Genomic DNA, 15,537 nt, shown 5'->3' with positions numbered 1-15,537 from the left:
CATTGTCTACTTCTGATTCTTGCTTTGTCATATAGTATGATTGGTAAAGTCACTTTCCTTTTCTGATAAAGAGAACTCTTTTGCTTTACCTATTAAATTGTGGATAACCAGCATTTGTTCGCTATCGGTCACTCGTTTAAATGAAAGAAATCCTTCTACTTCTGTAAAAGAGGCTTCCATTTCACCTTCAATCAGCATCTTATTGGATCTGCGTACATGAATCATCTTTTTATAATGATTTAATAAAGAATTTTCATCCTTAAGCTCGGCTTCGGCAAAAAGTTTTTTAAAATCTTGATTTTGGATAAGCGGTTCCCATTTCGTCTGAATAGCCGCATTTTGATTCTTTGTCCACAAGAACGGTTCACGTATTTGTTCATCAGGTTTTGTACCGGATAGACCGATTTCCTCTCCATAATAGATGAATGGGTTCCCTGAAAACGTTTTTCAAAATATAGAAGCAGCCATTTTGGCATGCTCCACATTTCCGTTTAACTAGCTCATTACACGTCATATCATGATTTGTAATAAAAGTGGAATCAATAAAATTCCCCTGTGAGACTTATTATAGTATTCTCTTATTCTCCCTAATGAGGTGACAATTCCTGCATCACTCACTGACTTTACCGATTCGAGGATTTGACCCGCTAAATCAAAGTTAAAGGCAGAAGTTAACCCTTTGCCAAGTATGGAGCAGCAACCATTGCGGTATCCCAAACTTCTCCTACTAATTGGACTTTTGGATTGACTTTTTCCATTTCAGCTCGAAATTTCTGCCACCATCTATTGTCATTTTCTTCATCATTCTCCAAGTTGTTGGGGAATATATGTTTTGCAGCATCTAAACGAAATCCATCAATACCGACTTCTGTCAGCCAAAACTTTCCTATGTCAATTATTTCTTTCCTTACCTAAGGATTTTTATAATTCAAATCAGGCATTCCTTCCCAAAAGACACCTTCGTAATATTTATTGCTTCCTGCTTGATGCCAAACTTGCTGGCCACATTCACCCATTGCCGTTGTATCTGTGTCTTTATTAGACTAGACATAGTAATCTTTATATTTTGGATCACCTGATAATGCTTTTTGGAACCATGGATGTTCTTTACCTGTGTGATTGACAACAAGATCGATAATGACATTGATTCCTCTTTAATGCGCTTCTTTTACAAGCGCTCTCATTTCTTCCAATGTGCCATACTCTGGATTAATCTCCTGATAGTTTGTAACATCATAACAGTGATAGCTTGGTGATAGATTTATCGGCATAAGCCAAATTCCTTCAATTCCTAAATCTTTTAAATAGTCCAGCTTCTTGGCAGCCCCTTTAAGATCTCCTATTCCATCTCCATCCGAATCCGGCAAAGGAACGAACTAAAATTTCATAATAGACACCATGAGGTTCAGAGCTTAATAGTTTGGTTTTTTCGGGATTTATACTAGTTGTTTCATTTGAACATCCTGTCACAAGTATGCTTGTTGCTAAAAAAGTCGCACTTGCTGATTTTGTAAATTTTTTTAACTTCATTCACTCTCTCTTTGCTATAAAAAAGCTAATTGTAAGAATAAAGGTTTTACTTTTTTCCTTTCTTTTCTCTGGTATATATTCCATTTTAAACAGCAATTAACGAAAAATATTTCAAAAAATTGTTTTCAGTAAACGTTTACTTAACTATTAAAAAAAATAAACAATTTAACACGAAAACGTTTACTTAACTATTAAAAAAATATATAATAATAAACGTAAACGTTTAACCTAACTTGTAATCTATTAAATCATCCTGATTCTAAATTGTCAATATATTTTGTGATTTTTTTTACTATTTCATATAACCTCTGCCATTCACTTATTTTTTTCTTGAAAGTCCCTTTTCGAAATTACTAATAAGAATTATTTATCAAATTATCCAGAAATGAGGAATTCTGATGTTAAAAGAAGCTATTTATCACCGACCAAAAAACAATTTTGCCTATGCCTATGATAACAAAACATTACACATTCGCCTTCGTGCTAAAAAAGGTGACTTAACAAAAGTGTTTCTAATATATGGGGATCCCTATCAATGGACCAAAGATGGGTGGACAAACCTTACTAAACCAATGACACTTGAAGGCTCAGATGAGTTATTTGAATACTGGTTTACGGAAGTGAAACCTGAATTCCGGCGATTACGCTACGGATTTGAACTCTATTCGGATACTGAAGCCGCTGTATATGGCGAGAGAGGTTTTGTAGAAAAAGATCCCCGTGATTCCAGCTTTTATTTTTGTTTTCCGTTTTTAAATCGGATTGATGTATTCAAAGCGCCGGAATGGGTTAAGAATACGGTATGGTATCAAATCTTCCCAGAACGGTTTGCGAATGGCAATCCTAAGTTAAACCCTGAAGGCACACTTCCGTGGGGAAACCAAAATCCTGAACCAGATACATTCTTCGGCGGCGACTTTGAAGGAATTATTGAAAATATTAATCATTTAGTAAAACTTGGGGTTACAGGCATTTACTTCACGCCCATTTTTAAAGCAGTAACGAATCATAAATATGACACGATTGATTATATGGAAATTGATCCGCATTTTGGAGACAAAGCAACTTTTAAACAGCTTGTGGAAGTATGCCACGAGAATGGGATTCGTGTCATGCTTGATGCCGTATTCAATCACAGTGGTTTTTATTTTAATGCTTTTCAGGATGTGCTAGAAAAACAAGAGAAATCCAACTATAAAGATTGGTTTCATTTAAGAGAATTTCCAGTGCAGGCCTTTCCTGAACCAAACTATGATACCTTTGCATTTACACATATGATGCCAAAGTTAAATACTGAGCATCCTGAAGTGCAAGAATATCTTCTTCATGTCGCAAAATACTGGATTGAAGAATTTGATATTGATGGATGGCGCCTCGATGTTGCCAATGAAGTTGATCACGAGTTTTGGAGAGCGTTTAGAAAAACGGTAAAAGCGATCAAATCAGATGCCTACATTCTGGGCGAAATTTGGCATGATTCTATGCCTTGGCTTCAAGGCGATCAATTTGATGCAGTGATGAACTATCCTTTTACAAATACGTCTTTAGACTTTTTTGCAAAGGATAAGATTAATGCAGAGGAATTTGCCCAGCAGCTGACAAAAGTTTTAACCTCTTATTCGAAGAATGTAAACGAAGTGGCATTTAATTTATTAGGGAGTCATGATACCCCAAGAGTTTTAACGGTTTGTGACGAAAATATCGACAAGCTGAAGTTGCTTTTCCTATTCCAGCTATCATTTATCGGCACACCTTGTATTTATTACGGGGACGAAATCGGATTAATGGGAGAAAATGACCCAGGCTGTCGGAAATGCATGATTTGGGATGAAGAGGAACAAAACCTCGAACTCTTTTACACTGTCCAAAAATTAATTTCACTTCGAAAAGAGCATGCTGCATTTGGAAATGAAGGCAAATTTACGGTTTTAGAAACGAATAATAGCACAAACCATATCATTTATTCCAAGCAGTCCGGTGATGAAACGATTATTATTGCGATTAATAACTCTACTGATAAGCTGGATGTGACGATTCCATATGATTTTACTGGTAAAAGCCCCATTGATTTATGGAATAATAAACCTCTTAGAGAAACGTCAAAAGTTGAACTTTCGCCTTATGGATTCGCAATAATCCAAGTGAAGAACTAAAACAATAAAAAAGCAGACGGTATAGCGGGAATCTTTTATAGATTCTCATTACCATCTGCTTTTTGTTTCTCCAGGGGGTAACTGCATGATTGCCGTTCAACCAATTGATGAGGATGATAATCTGCTTGGTTGGTTCAGTCCGATCGGTTTTATGCTACCTATTATTCAATATAATGGCTCTTTAATGGAATACCATGACTAACGTTTTTAAAACAGTAATAAAAGGATGGCTACTGTCCAAAAGCATACTTTATAACACATTAGAAAGAAGTTCTAATCTGTATGTCAAAAGGGCGAGTTTTCTCTTTTTGACAAATGTCATTCCTTTAAAGCACATTTTGAAATGACTTTTCTGAATTAATTTAAACCTTAACGTGGGTTTTTTGCATATTGCTGGTGATCCCCCTAAGGGAAGATGAGGAAGAACATCAAAACTCCAGGTATTTTATCCTGGAGTTAAGCAGTTGCAGTCTGTTTTAATGCTTTCCAACTTACCTGTTCTGAAACAAACTCTTCGTACAACTTTATATATTAAATTTCTTTTCTTTCAGATAATCCCTCAAACTCTTCAAATGCCTTAATTTGATAAGTAACCTCACCAGTCACGGTTCAAACCATATTTGGACTATATTTCTTCAAAATAACTTGTTCTCATTCAATAAAGAATTCAATACAGCCTTAGAAAAACCGTTTTATTAGAAAATGTTTGAATCTCCTTTCCTTGTGAAGTCATAATACAAGCAGTGATATTGTCCTTATGGACATCTAATCCACATACTCTTTCAATGATAACATCCAAAGGTGAATATTTTTGAAAAAATTGTTTGTCGCATCATGCCAGTCACAAAAAAGGACATGCTTGCTTTCACAAACATGTCCTTGGTAACTTAACAAATCTTTTAATTATTTAATTACCGCACTAGGATGATCTCCTTCAAATCCAGATTGGCTGCTCTGGCATTACCTTCACCTTGTTCTACACTCTTACAACCAAGTATGACACTTGTTGCAAATGTAAACTTGTTAGCGGCTTTATTATCTTTATTTATGCTATTTTGCCTGGATATAATTATATTTTTCTAGCTTTTTGTATAATCTTTTGGAAAGATTCAAATATAAAACGCTTATTTAATTCCTCGGATAATAACATAATAAAGTCTTTACTTACATTAAACCTAATAGCTTTTTTATATACTTCTAGCAATTCTTCTGTGCTGAGTTTATCCACAATTTTCTTCACTCCACTAATCCCCAATATTTAATAGCGGATTAATTTTCTGTTTATATATTTGATATCCTTGGCAAGTCCTATGGAATATCGTTAATCTTGCATTGTAAAAAAGAAGGTAGACACTAAATGACTTTTTTCTACATCATTTCGCAGCTTGTCCTCAAGTGTAGGGATTTCTCTCGGAATGCGGTCATATGAGATAATAATTTGCTCGTTTTCCTTACGAAGGTCAAAACGGTAGAAACAGCATACCTTATTAAACTCTAAGGACCCGAAACCCTATGGGCGGCATTGCAAATAATAGATGTTATAACAAATACAATGATTGAAATAAAAAATAGCTTTGAAAAGATCAGCCTCAATGGGCAGATCTTTTTATAATGTTTAGTTACTGACATCTAGTTGCTCTATATTAACCACTTTAATTGTAACGGGTCCAAAGGTTATTTAACTTGATTTCGTAACCGATCGGCTTCTAGACTTGCGTTCTCTTGGTTTATTCTTTTCGATTCATTTTCTTGTTGCCAATTGTGCCCAGTTAATTTGGGGATATTTAATTTTGCATTTTTATTGAATTTGGCAGCAACCCCGTTGGTACCATTATTGACAACAATTTGACGACCTCCGTCTTTTTTGGAAGGTACCCATACCCCTAAATAACCATGAACTTGTGAATTTTTAACTCCATTAACTGGGACCGCTAATACTCCATTTTTATCAGTTTTTAATAGCTCAGTGTTAAATCCTGTAGCATCTTCAAATGTTTGGTTTGCATGATTTTTTCCCAAATCAACATTGATTGTGGTTTTTGTATTTGGGTTGTTACCAATGACAGTTGCTACACCTGTATTTCTATTTGTTCCGTACCGAACACTGGCGATTAAATCGTATCCAGGCGTTTGAGATGTATTCGATGTGTAATAGTTAATTTTCTGGTCACCTGAAGCAAATTGATTTCTTGCCTGAAGCAGATTAACGATTGTGTCATGATAGATCGACTTCGTTGACATGTAAGGTTTATTTGATACAAACATATCCCCATAATAAACAGTAGGAACTGTGTCTTTATTTGTTAAAATATACGCATATTGGCTCGGAATATTATGAGGGGCAAACTGGGCGGCATCCACACATCAGTTAGTCCCCATTGTTTTAATAAGGCGCTTTTTTTCATCAAATTCGTATACATATTGCTTTCATACGGCTGATAAAGGCTGATGATTTCCGCCCATTATTGAAGCCGTGCCTGCATTACTCGGAAACGATACAGGAATGGTCTGCTTTAATGCGCGATCTAAGCCTTCTTTATCCAAAATTCCATAAAACCAAGGGCCTTCATCCGTCATCAGCACATTTCCGGACTTTACTTCAGTCCAGATGTCGCCGTGGTCTTTCATCCGTGAAAAATGGATGATCTTTTCCCTGTAAAGAGCCCTTAACTGCTTGACCGCTTGGACTGTCTCTTCGCTATTTAAAAACCCGGAAGACTTCGTGAAGTTCTCATTCATCAGCGATCCTCCGAGGCTGTATATATAAGGAAGCGTATCCCACGGTTCCCATCCCCCGAGTCCAATCGAATAATGGTATTTCCGTGCAAGATCAATTACTTTTTGAAACGTGGGTGGCGGCTCTGAATATCCAGCCCGTTGGAGAAGCTTCCGGTTAAAAATAGCCGATTTAACATACATATCAAGTGGCAGGGAGTAATATTGATTCTGCTCAAAGCCGACTCTCCTAGCTTCCCGTTGATATAGCCGACTGATATCTTTGTAATCGGAAAATCCGTTTAACGGTTCAAGAAGTCCTTTATGTGAAAACTCGGGTACCCAGGACAAATCGATTCGGACCACATCCGGACCCCGGTTGGAGGAGGCAAGTGAAATCAAGGTGTTCCTTAATTCGTTATTGATCGCTAGGTTTATGGAATCGACACGAATATTCGGGTACTGCCGTTCAAAAGCCGGAATTAGCTCCCCCTCCAGTACCCGGGTTTCTTCATCGCTGTACGTGTGCCAAAAAGAAACGACAGTGACTTCGTTTCCGTGGAGTGTTTCAACCTTATTCGGATCGGAGATCAACGATTTACTCCCGCAACCGGTAGTAAATACAACAAACATTAATATTAAAATCAAACGGAAGGCCATTTCGGAATGCCTCCTTTCTTAATTGAGTTAAGAGTCTGCTGCTTGGTGCTCTTCTCTGTATTTAACCGGAGTAAATCCGGTCATTTTCTTGAACATCTTACTGAAATACTTCACATCTTTAAATCCCGCGGCTTCGGCCACTTCGTAGATATGGCAATCATACTGCGCCAAAAGCCGTTTAGCTTCCCGAATCCGCAGTTCGATTATATAATCGATAAAATTTCGGCCCGTTTGTTTTTTGAATAGAAGACTAAAATAACTTTTATTAAGATGAACGAAATCCGCCACACTCTGTAGCGTCAAGTTCTCTTTATAATGATTTTCTATATATTCTAATGCCTTTGTAATCATTTGCCCGCTATATCCGTTATTCTCCACTTTTAATACAACTGGCTTTACGATTTCCTCCAGCTGACACTTTAAAATGAACACCAATTGTTCTAAAGTTTCCGCCCTCTGAAGCTGATTAAGCTGTTCAACGAGCAATGGTCCTTCCCCCTCATACAGCTTATAACTACCGGATAGAAGACTGCATGCTTCTTCCTTTACTTTTTCAGGGGAGTGATCTTCACTATTCCATCGTTTAAACGCAAATTCAACAGCAATGGAAACCGGATCTCCATTATGGAGCATTTTGTAGAAAGAAGTCCAATCGCTTTTCACTTCCCCATCCATTAATGATACTCCATCGCTATTACTCTTTTCCTGTTCGTTCATTCGGTATAGCCCACCCAAGCCATTGAAAAATCGCCTTTGACAGGCTGAACGGCTGTTAAAATATCCATTTAGAATGCTCTGAATTCCTTGTTCTACCGTAAAACCGATCGATGTTGAAATTCCCCATTCCAATTCTAAATACCGCTTCCACTGAAGAAGCCAATGCTTCGCTTCTCCGTCATAATCAGGAAATAAAAAAAGAAGGCGCAAAGAGTAAAACATATTCTGTTACGCTTAAATCTAAGGAGCATTCAGAACATGAATTGTTCCAAAACAGTGAAACCTTTAAAACAATCTCAAAGGAACGCTATAAGATTGAAGCGAAGAATAGTGAACTAAAGCATAGGCACGGGTATGATGTCGCATCATCCTCGGGTCTGATTGGCATGCAAATGCAGGGTGCGATCACAATCTTCGCTGTGAATCTCAAGCGAATACTCACATTGATGAAGTAAACCAAATAGGACATATATAGGAAAAAGGCATCCGATCGTCCGAAATGGAACGACTAGATGCCTTTTTTATTTCCAAGATATACATTAAAACATAAATACTGAAGGTTTTTCAATGGCCCCCACAACTAGAGGCAGTTTTTAATAAACTCCCTCTTTTAAGGAAGTGAAATTAATTGGGGTAATACAGGTTTTCCACCGTTTTGTTCCTGCACTCCACATGTGTGGAGTGTAATTGACAACACAAAGGGATGTTGGTGGGTTTATCAATAAAATCAAAGGCTAAATAATCAGCTTGGTATTGTTGAAACGATCAACCCATTGTATCGTTAATAAATTCGGTAGTGTAGACACTTCATGATGAATCTGAATATATTTTTTACACTTTACTGTTGCAACACATTCAATGAAAGAATGTCGATCTTCAATCAATACTTTATAACTACCTACATTCGGTAACGAATAATTCGGTAGTATACCATTCTTTTGACAATACTTAGTTTTATAAAAGCCTCCCAATAAACTCGGTAATTCACTAAGCTTTCGTTCTGTTAAGTGCTTCCGAATCAAAGTCGAACTAATTTTTTGATTATTCCACTTTAACTCCTCGACAACAGTTAGGCCTACTTGCTGTGTCGCCGCATAAACTGCCAGTGTTTTAACAGTACCACTTGCTTTTGCCCCATATGTATAGTCGAAACCGCAAATAACTTCCTTAGCATTCAAACCGATAATATAATCATCTAAAAAATCGTTCGCTTCTACTTTAGCTAATTCCTTTGTAAATTCTACGATATAAAAAATATCCACTTCAAGCTTTTCTAACTTTTCTACTTTTTGTTCTAGTGGCTCTAGATAGGAGAATTCTTTGTCTGGAAATAACACACTTTTTGGATGCGGGAAAAAAGAGAGAACGGCTAATGATAAATCTTGTGCTTTTGCTTTTTCTTTAGCTGTTTGAATTACACTTTGATGCCCTAAATGCACACCATCAAAATAACCAAGCGCCATTGCGACATCAGGAGCTGTTTGTCTAATCTCTTGTAAGTTATTAGCATTCACATAGATTACCTTCATTGCGATTCTCCTTTTTCTTTTATCTTGCCTTTTTCACTACTTCCTTCAAAATGGTAACGTTTACTTTTCCCAGTATACCGAAGTCAACTTCGAATTCATCGCCTGTCTCAAAGGTAACAGCCTTTGATAGTGCTCCTGATAAAACAAACATGCCTGGCTCGATAGAAATGCCATATGCACTTACTTCATTTGCTAACCAAACAACCGCATGGAGTGGGTTACCTAACACGGCCGAGCTCGTTGCTTCGTCTAAAAATTCACCATTTTTCTTCACCATCATTGGAATATTTGTGATGTCTTCAATTTCTTTAAGCAGTGTACGCTTTTCGCCTAAAATCGCACCTGCTGAAGAACCATTGTCTGCCACTGTATCCTCGAATTTTATTTTCCAATTCGCAATACGGCTATCGATTACTTCTACTGCTGGTACAACATAAGCTGTTGCATCAATTACATCTTGTACGGTTACTTTTGGCCCTTTTAACTCTTTATTGAAAACAAATGCTATTTCAAACTCTACCTTTGGTTGAATATAGGACTCGGCCACTAAACCATCTTCCTCGTCATATACCATCGTATCTAAAATAAAGCCGTAGTCTGGTGTATATACATTCAACATTTCTTGCATCGCTTTACTGGTTAAACCGATTTTTAGCCCTTTTACTGTCGCCCCTGTGTCAATCTTCTGACGAATTTGCGCTAATTGCACTGCATAAGCATCTGCAACTGTAATATTTTCATAGGTTTCAGTTAATGGGGCAATGGGTTGTTTCGTCCGTTCTGCTTCAAGCAATGCTTCAGCCATTATTTGAATATTCATAGACAATTCTCCTTTTATGATTTAACTGTTTCTAACACAGTCAATTGACGATATTTACCGCTGAAGAACAATAACGGATCTTTATCCAGAAGACGTAAATCTACTACTTTACCAATGAATAATGTATGGTCACCTTCTATATGTTCTGATACAACTTCACATGCGATTTGAGCGATCGCCCCTTTTAATACAGGTTGTTCAGCTAACGTCTCAAATTCAACTTCTTCACCAGGTTTTCCAGCGAAATGACGTGAATAATGCTCTTGATCTTCCGCTAAAATATTTACTGTATATTTTTTAGACTGTGAAACTTTCTCTAAAAACTTTGCTTTATGTCCAATAGAAATTAAGACAAGCTTCGGATCCAATGATACTGACATGAAACCGTTTGCTGTCATTCCATGTGTTTCTCCCTCGTTTTCAGTTAAAAGAACCGTCACCCCTGTAGCAAACTTTCCCATTGCATCCCTAAATAAACGATCATCCATCTCAATTCCTCCATTCTTAATCGATTGATTTAATCATAATTGAGTTAATTTAATATTATCATGGTATTTTTTATTGAAAATTCAAATAAAAACAATAAAATTTACCCGAAACCAAATTTGAATTTTTTGTGAATTTTTTTTAAGAAAAAGTCAGATCTATCAATATATCATCATGTCAAAAATTTCGCTTTTTGGAATTGGAATTTAGTTCTTTCTAATTTGTTCTCTTCCAAAAACAAATTAGTATCCTTCTTTTTTTTTCTTGTAAATCTCTTTTTTTTCAAATAGAATTCTTTTCATGGAAGATTCGTAATCTGAATATTCCCAATAGACACTATTATTTTATTAAAGAATCGCTGAAATGAATGCGTTTCTTGCAAAAAAAATGGAGGTGGGAAATTATCCTAACAATTTTTTGAAAACGCTGACAATCGCCTTAGAGTAAAGTGGAGATGTGAAATTGCCTAAAGAATTTTCAAGTATATCTAACAATTTGGTTACAAAATGATAGGGATGGGAAAATACGGAAATATAAGGGGGCTTTTCATGCGTTGGGTTGTATTAGGATTTCTATTCTTGCTTTCTGTTTTAAACTATACGGATAAATCAGTTTTAGGATTAGCCGCAGAACCAATCATGACTGAACTAAATTTATCTTACGATCAGTTTGGTTTAGTGGGAAGTAGCTTCTTCGCTGCATACGCTGTCGGAAGTATTATTCTAGGCACATTAACGTATCGCTTCAACTCAAAATATTTATTAATGATGATCGCTACTGGATGGACACTTTCATTAGCAAGCGCTTATTTTGTCGAAACGTTAACTCAATTAATTTTACTACGTGTTGTCTTAGGTTTCTTCGAGGGTGCTACGCTCGGTTTTTGCCTAGTACACCTTGCACGATGGTTCACTATTGCACAACGTGGTGTCGCTACAGCTATTATGACTTCTGGTACAACAGTTGGTACGTATTTAGCTGCACCACTTATAGTTATGGGTATTACAAACTTAGGTTGGCAACATTCTTTTGCAATGTTAGGGGTAGCAAGCTTTGCATGGGCACTCTTCTTCTTCTTTATGAGAGACGAGCCAAAGCAACCACTGATCGAAGACGTAAAATCTTTAGCTTCTAACAAGGAAGTACCCTTCAAGCAAATTTTAAAAGTATTAATCAACCCGTATGTATTATCAATTTTTGTTGTAGGTTTCGTATCCATGTGGATTACAACTTGGGTTCTTACTTGGGCACCAACTTACTTAACAAAAATCGTTGGTCTTGAGCCACAAAGGATGAGCTTAATATTCGCTGGAATGGGTATTACAGGTACAGTATTCGCAATTTGTGCAGGTAAATTTACAGATTTCTTATTCAAGAAAAATAAAAGCCTTATCAAATCTTATGACCGTGTATTAGTTACAGTATTACTTGTTGGTGCAACCTCTTACGCAATGACAACCATTGTATCTTCCCCAGTTTTAGCATGTATTTTCTTAGGAGTGGGCTTAATAATGAACACAAGCTTATTACCGTTAAATGCTGCGATGACAACAATAATCATTCCGAAAAACTTAGTAGGCAGTGTGACAGGTTTTACACTATCTATTTCAAGTATGGCTGGTATAATTGGTCCATGGATTACTGGTTACTTAATTACACTTGCAGGTGATGACGTTCGCTCTGGCTTCAACTCAGGGGTGATAATTATCGTTAGTTTATATGTTGTAACTGCAATCGTGTTATTAGCTACGCGTAAATTAAAAATTACATCAACTGAAAAAGAAGATGCAAGTCGTGCTGCTGAAGAAGTGCAAATGAACTTAGACGTTGTTGTAGAGCAATAATATTCAACATGGGTTTATCCCATAAGAAAAAATATATCCGACTGTAGACAAACTCAAATAGTGAGTGTGTTTACAGTCTTTTTTGATTATTAATGGTAATCATTGAGTACGAGTGCTTGATGTCCAAATCAAATGACAAAAGGCATACGAGAGGTTAACTTTCGATGCCTTTTGTCGTCCATATGATTTGGCTTTTTAGCGTGCAAATTCCTCAAAGTTTAAGCTATCCGACAAAATTAGTGCCTGAATAACTAATAAAGTATACGCTGCAGTTGATGCGTTTTTTAGTGAAATTTGTAGCTGCTCCTCAATTTGCTTTATACGATATTGGATACCGCCGATTGATAACGTCAACTCATCCATCGTTTCTTTTAAGCGTTGGCTATTTAATAAATAGACGTAAAGCGTGTGCAACAATTCTTTTTTACGTACATCATTGAAATTGTATAAGTCTTTTAACGTCTTTTTCGCCATTTCATGCAGTTGCTCAATACTCATGTTCTTTACGATATCGCCAAGCATTCCTAAATCTTCGTAATCTGTTAGTAGCTTTTGGTTTGGGAAGCGCTGTGCGATACGCGCCTCTTGTAGAGAACGTTCGAAATCTTTAAAGTTGCTAAACGTTCCGCTTAGCCCTATTGAATATTTATAATTGCTATTTTGCTTCTCCATCTTTTGAAAAATTTTCGTGATTTTCCTTTGCCAACCTTGCTGATCGCTATTTAGCGAGTTAAGGAGAGCAATTTCTTCCCCGAGTACAGCAAAAATACAAGATAAATCCCACTCTTTTGCCAACTTTGAAAGCTCTGTTAGCTGGTCATGAATGTCAATAATTTCGTGATTTTTCTTTTTCTTTTTCACACTAATTATACCTGTAGAAAATGGCGGCTGAAACTTAAACGGTAAGAATTTATAGTAAGATTCGATATCTTTAATATTTCGATTATGAATTAAGCGCTCTAATAGCGAGCTACGCATACGTTGTTGCTCTTCAAACTGCGTCTCCTCGTATAAAATACATAACGCCACGACCGTCGAAATACGCTCTAAAAATAAGTGGTCGTTTTCATCCATATACTTGTCATCAAAGTAAAAAAACGAACAAGTGGCATAACTTTTTTTATTAATGAGAACAGGTGCCGTCAACTTCCAATATTTATCACCTTTATAATGCGAAACGTTGTGCTTATCGACAAAATGCGATAATTTCGCCTTATCTTTTTTTATTACTAGCTGCTGTTCTTCCGTTAAACCGATTTGACTTAACGGAGTGCCGTGAATATCCTCAATTAAAATCGGGATGTTCAACAGCTCATACGCAGCCTGTACAATTTCATCCATCGAATGCTTATCTGTTACTTTTTGCGTAAGTTGACCTTGAAATATCGAAATTTTTTCGAGCATTTGCTTATGATGCAAAAGTGCATCATATGTCATTTCAAGCTCGGATAGAATGTTGTCGTTTTGATAAAGGTGAATAAGATCCTCCTTCTCTTTGAGCCAATCGCGCTCCAAACCCACTTTAAACTCACAGCATGGATCACCTTTTGCGACGCACTTGTACTCAACGGCAATAATTGACTCGCCAAACTCATATGTCAATGCACCACTTGCAAAGCCGCATAACATATGACAAACACATTCATTTGCTAAACCGTAATTTTTAAGGTGTAATGCTGCTTCGAATGATTCTACCCATTGTCCCCACGTATCAATACATTCAATCGTGCCGTCCGGATGGCGCACAATTTCCCCCATGAAAATAACATCTTTTACGTGACCTAAGCGCGAATGTCTTTTACCGACAGGATTGATCGAGTTTTTACTTTGGAGCATATTTTTTGCTGATTCCATCCCAAACTCTTTACCAAATCGGAATAAAAAGCCTTTCGTTTTATGAGAGCCGATGTTGTTAAATAAATTGTTTTTTAATGTGTGGAAGGCATTTGCCGACATTAAAATATTTTTCGTTTCGCTAGAATCAAATGCTATTTCACTCATTAAAATCACATCCCCTTTGATTTCCTATTTCCCATATTACAAAAAGGAGATTCATTTTTCAATAAATTTTAAAGATTATTACTATTCATTCAATAAAAATCACTATGACGTTTAATATTTTTAACAGTTATACTCAAAACAGAAAATAACAATCAATACAATACAAGGGGGCAAAACGATGACAATTTTTGAAGGATTTCATAATAGTTTCGTATTAGCAAACGGTGTACGTACACATTATTCCTGGGCCGGAACAGAAGGACCAGCTGTAATTTTACTACATGGTGCAGGACCTGGAGCTTGCGGCGCAGCGGGTTGGCGTTTGATGTTACCTGCATTAGCAAAAGCTGGCTTCCGAGCATACGCCGTAGATCAACTATCAATGGGCTTCACAGATGCACGCCCTCACGCATGGCCAGTAAATGGTCATCAAAGCTTAGTGGACCATGTACATAATTTTATTGAAGCATTATGCCTAGATGAAGTATCACTTGTCGGCAACTCACAAGGTGCTTACGTTGCAGCTAAATATGCAATTGACCACCCTGAAAAAGTAAATAAGGTTGTTTATATCGGCAGTAATACAATTTATCAAGCGATGCAAGAAGTACCCGAAAGAAAGCTACGTTCATTCTTAGAAGTGATTGGTTACGACTATACAGAAGAATCGTTACGTAAATTTATGTATCGCAATTCAAGTGAAGACACAGTCATTCCTGAAGAACTAATTCAACTACGTCATCAAGCAGCAACTCGACCAGGTGTAAAAGAATCAAATCACGCGTTCGATGCTTACTTAGCAAGAATGAATGAAGAACCAAGGCTTTGGGATCGTTACTGCATTAAAGATGCATTCCCAAAATTAAAAATCCCTGGCTTATTCATTTGGGGTAACCAAGATTCTGTTGCACCAGTTGAGACAGGTTATAAGCTTGAGAAATTATTACCGAACATTAAATTCGAATATATCGAAAGCTGCGGTCACCAAGCACAAACTGACCAACCAGAAATCGTGAACAAACTAGTCACCAATTTTTTAGCAGTGGAAAAAGATCAAGTAGTTACAGCACAATAAACTATTT

13 protein-coding genes and 3 pseudogenes are annotated in these 15,537 nt (G+C 36.7%); 4 read left to right on the top strand and 12 right to left on the bottom strand.

Translation table 11 applies throughout. The features are described 5' to 3' along the window. Nucleotides 1–27: 27 nt before the first annotated feature. From J7E63_RS30790 to J7E63_RS27275, 4 genes and pseudogenes are all read right to left on the bottom strand, one after another. Nucleotides 28–180, bottom strand: a complete 153-nt coding sequence (locus J7E63_RS30790; RefSeq protein WP_483861492.1) for a hypothetical protein — start codon at nucleotides 178–180, stop codon at nucleotides 28–30. A gap of 15 nt (nucleotides 181–195) precedes the next feature. Then, a pseudogene (locus J7E63_RS30785) lies at nucleotides 196–432 on the bottom strand (alpha-amylase family glycosyl hydrolase); the annotation flags it as partial. 239 nt (nucleotides 433–671) lie between these two features. Continuing rightward, nucleotides 672–1,367 (bottom strand): annotated as a pseudogene (locus tag J7E63_RS29960) (alpha-amylase family glycosyl hydrolase). Beyond that, entirely contained in the window at nucleotides 1,330–1,530 is a 201-nt protein-coding gene (locus tag J7E63_RS27275) for a hypothetical protein (protein WP_215018227.1), read from the bottom strand. Before J7E63_RS27275 ends, J7E63_RS29960 begins: the two are co-directional and overlap by 38 nt. A gap of 398 nt (nucleotides 1,531–1,928) precedes the next feature. Between J7E63_RS27275 and J7E63_RS27270 the strand changes: the two genes are divergently transcribed. Further along, nucleotides 1,929–3,683: an alpha-glycosidase gene (locus J7E63_RS27270; RefSeq protein WP_215018225.1), complete on the top strand. Its 1,755-nt coding sequence runs from the start codon at nucleotides 1,929–1,931 to the stop codon at nucleotides 3,681–3,683. 1,069 nt (nucleotides 3,684–4,752) lie between these two features. On the opposite strand, the gene sda is transcribed toward J7E63_RS27270, so the two are convergent. From sda to J7E63_RS29950, 4 genes are all read right to left on the bottom strand, one after another. Then, nucleotides 4,753–4,923 (bottom strand): sporulation histidine kinase inhibitor Sda, encoded by a 171-nt coding sequence (gene sda / locus J7E63_RS27265; protein ID WP_215018223.1) that lies wholly within the window; start codon nucleotides 4,921–4,923, stop codon nucleotides 4,753–4,755. Between the two features lie 434 nt (nucleotides 4,924–5,357). Next, on the bottom strand, nucleotides 5,358–6,044 hold the full coding sequence (locus tag J7E63_RS27260) for a glycoside hydrolase family 70 protein (protein WP_215018221.1): 687 nt from the start codon (nucleotides 6,042–6,044) through the stop codon (nucleotides 5,358–5,360). Between the two features lie 66 nt (nucleotides 6,045–6,110). Continuing rightward, entirely contained in the window at nucleotides 6,111–7,058 is a 948-nt protein-coding gene (locus J7E63_RS27255; protein ID WP_215018219.1) for an extracellular solute-binding protein, read from the bottom strand. A 27-nt stretch (nucleotides 7,059–7,085) separates the two neighbouring features. After that, entirely contained in the window at nucleotides 7,086–7,409 is a 324-nt protein-coding gene (locus J7E63_RS29950; protein WP_251033806.1) for a helix-turn-helix transcriptional regulator, read from the bottom strand. Nucleotides 7,410–7,972: 563 nt separating this feature from the next. Between J7E63_RS29950 and J7E63_RS27245 the strand changes: the two are divergent. Next, nucleotides 7,973–8,230, top strand: a pseudogene (locus J7E63_RS27245) (transposase); the annotation flags it as partial. A gap of 279 nt (nucleotides 8,231–8,509) precedes the next feature. On the opposite strand, the gene J7E63_RS27240 reads toward J7E63_RS27245, so the two are convergent. From J7E63_RS27240 to J7E63_RS27230, 3 genes are read right to left on the bottom strand one after another with little or no spacing between them, the layout of a single operon-like run. After that, nucleotides 8,510–9,304: an FAD synthetase family protein gene (locus J7E63_RS27240; protein ID WP_214713585.1), complete on the bottom strand. Its 795-nt coding sequence runs from the start codon at nucleotides 9,302–9,304 to the stop codon at nucleotides 8,510–8,512. 19 nt (nucleotides 9,305–9,323) lie between these two features. After that, entirely contained in the window at nucleotides 9,324–10,124 is an 801-nt protein-coding gene (locus J7E63_RS27235; RefSeq protein WP_214713586.1) for a 2-keto-4-pentenoate hydratase, read from the bottom strand. 14 nt (nucleotides 10,125–10,138) lie between these two features. Then, nucleotides 10,139–10,612, bottom strand: coding sequence for a flavin reductase family protein (locus J7E63_RS27230; RefSeq protein WP_215018215.1), 474 nt, complete (start codon nucleotides 10,610–10,612; stop codon nucleotides 10,139–10,141). A gap of 546 nt (nucleotides 10,613–11,158) precedes the next feature. Between J7E63_RS27230 and J7E63_RS27225 the strand changes: the two genes are divergently transcribed. Continuing rightward, complete coding sequence (locus J7E63_RS27225; RefSeq protein WP_214732869.1) at nucleotides 11,159–12,454, top strand: MFS transporter; 1,296 nt, start codon at nucleotides 11,159–11,161, stop codon at nucleotides 12,452–12,454. Between the two features lie 195 nt (nucleotides 12,455–12,649). On the opposite strand, the gene J7E63_RS27220 is transcribed toward J7E63_RS27225, so the two are convergent. Beyond that, a complete protein-coding gene (locus tag J7E63_RS27220) occupies nucleotides 12,650–14,455 on the bottom strand; it encodes a V4R domain-containing protein (protein WP_215018213.1) in 1,806 nt (601 codons plus the stop codon). Between the two features lie 178 nt (nucleotides 14,456–14,633). Here J7E63_RS27220 and J7E63_RS27215 point away from each other — a divergent pair, with 178 nt between their 5' ends. Continuing rightward, complete coding sequence (locus tag J7E63_RS27215; RefSeq protein ID WP_214713590.1) at nucleotides 14,634–15,530, top strand: alpha/beta fold hydrolase; 897 nt, start codon at nucleotides 14,634–14,636, stop codon at nucleotides 15,528–15,530. Nucleotides 15,531–15,537: the final 7 nt, after the last annotated feature.

It is taken from the genome of Bacillus sp. ISL-75, from assembly GCF_018613095.1.
The sequence above is the reverse complement of the archived record's forward strand: the minus strand, read 5'-3'. Positions and strand labels throughout refer to the sequence as shown.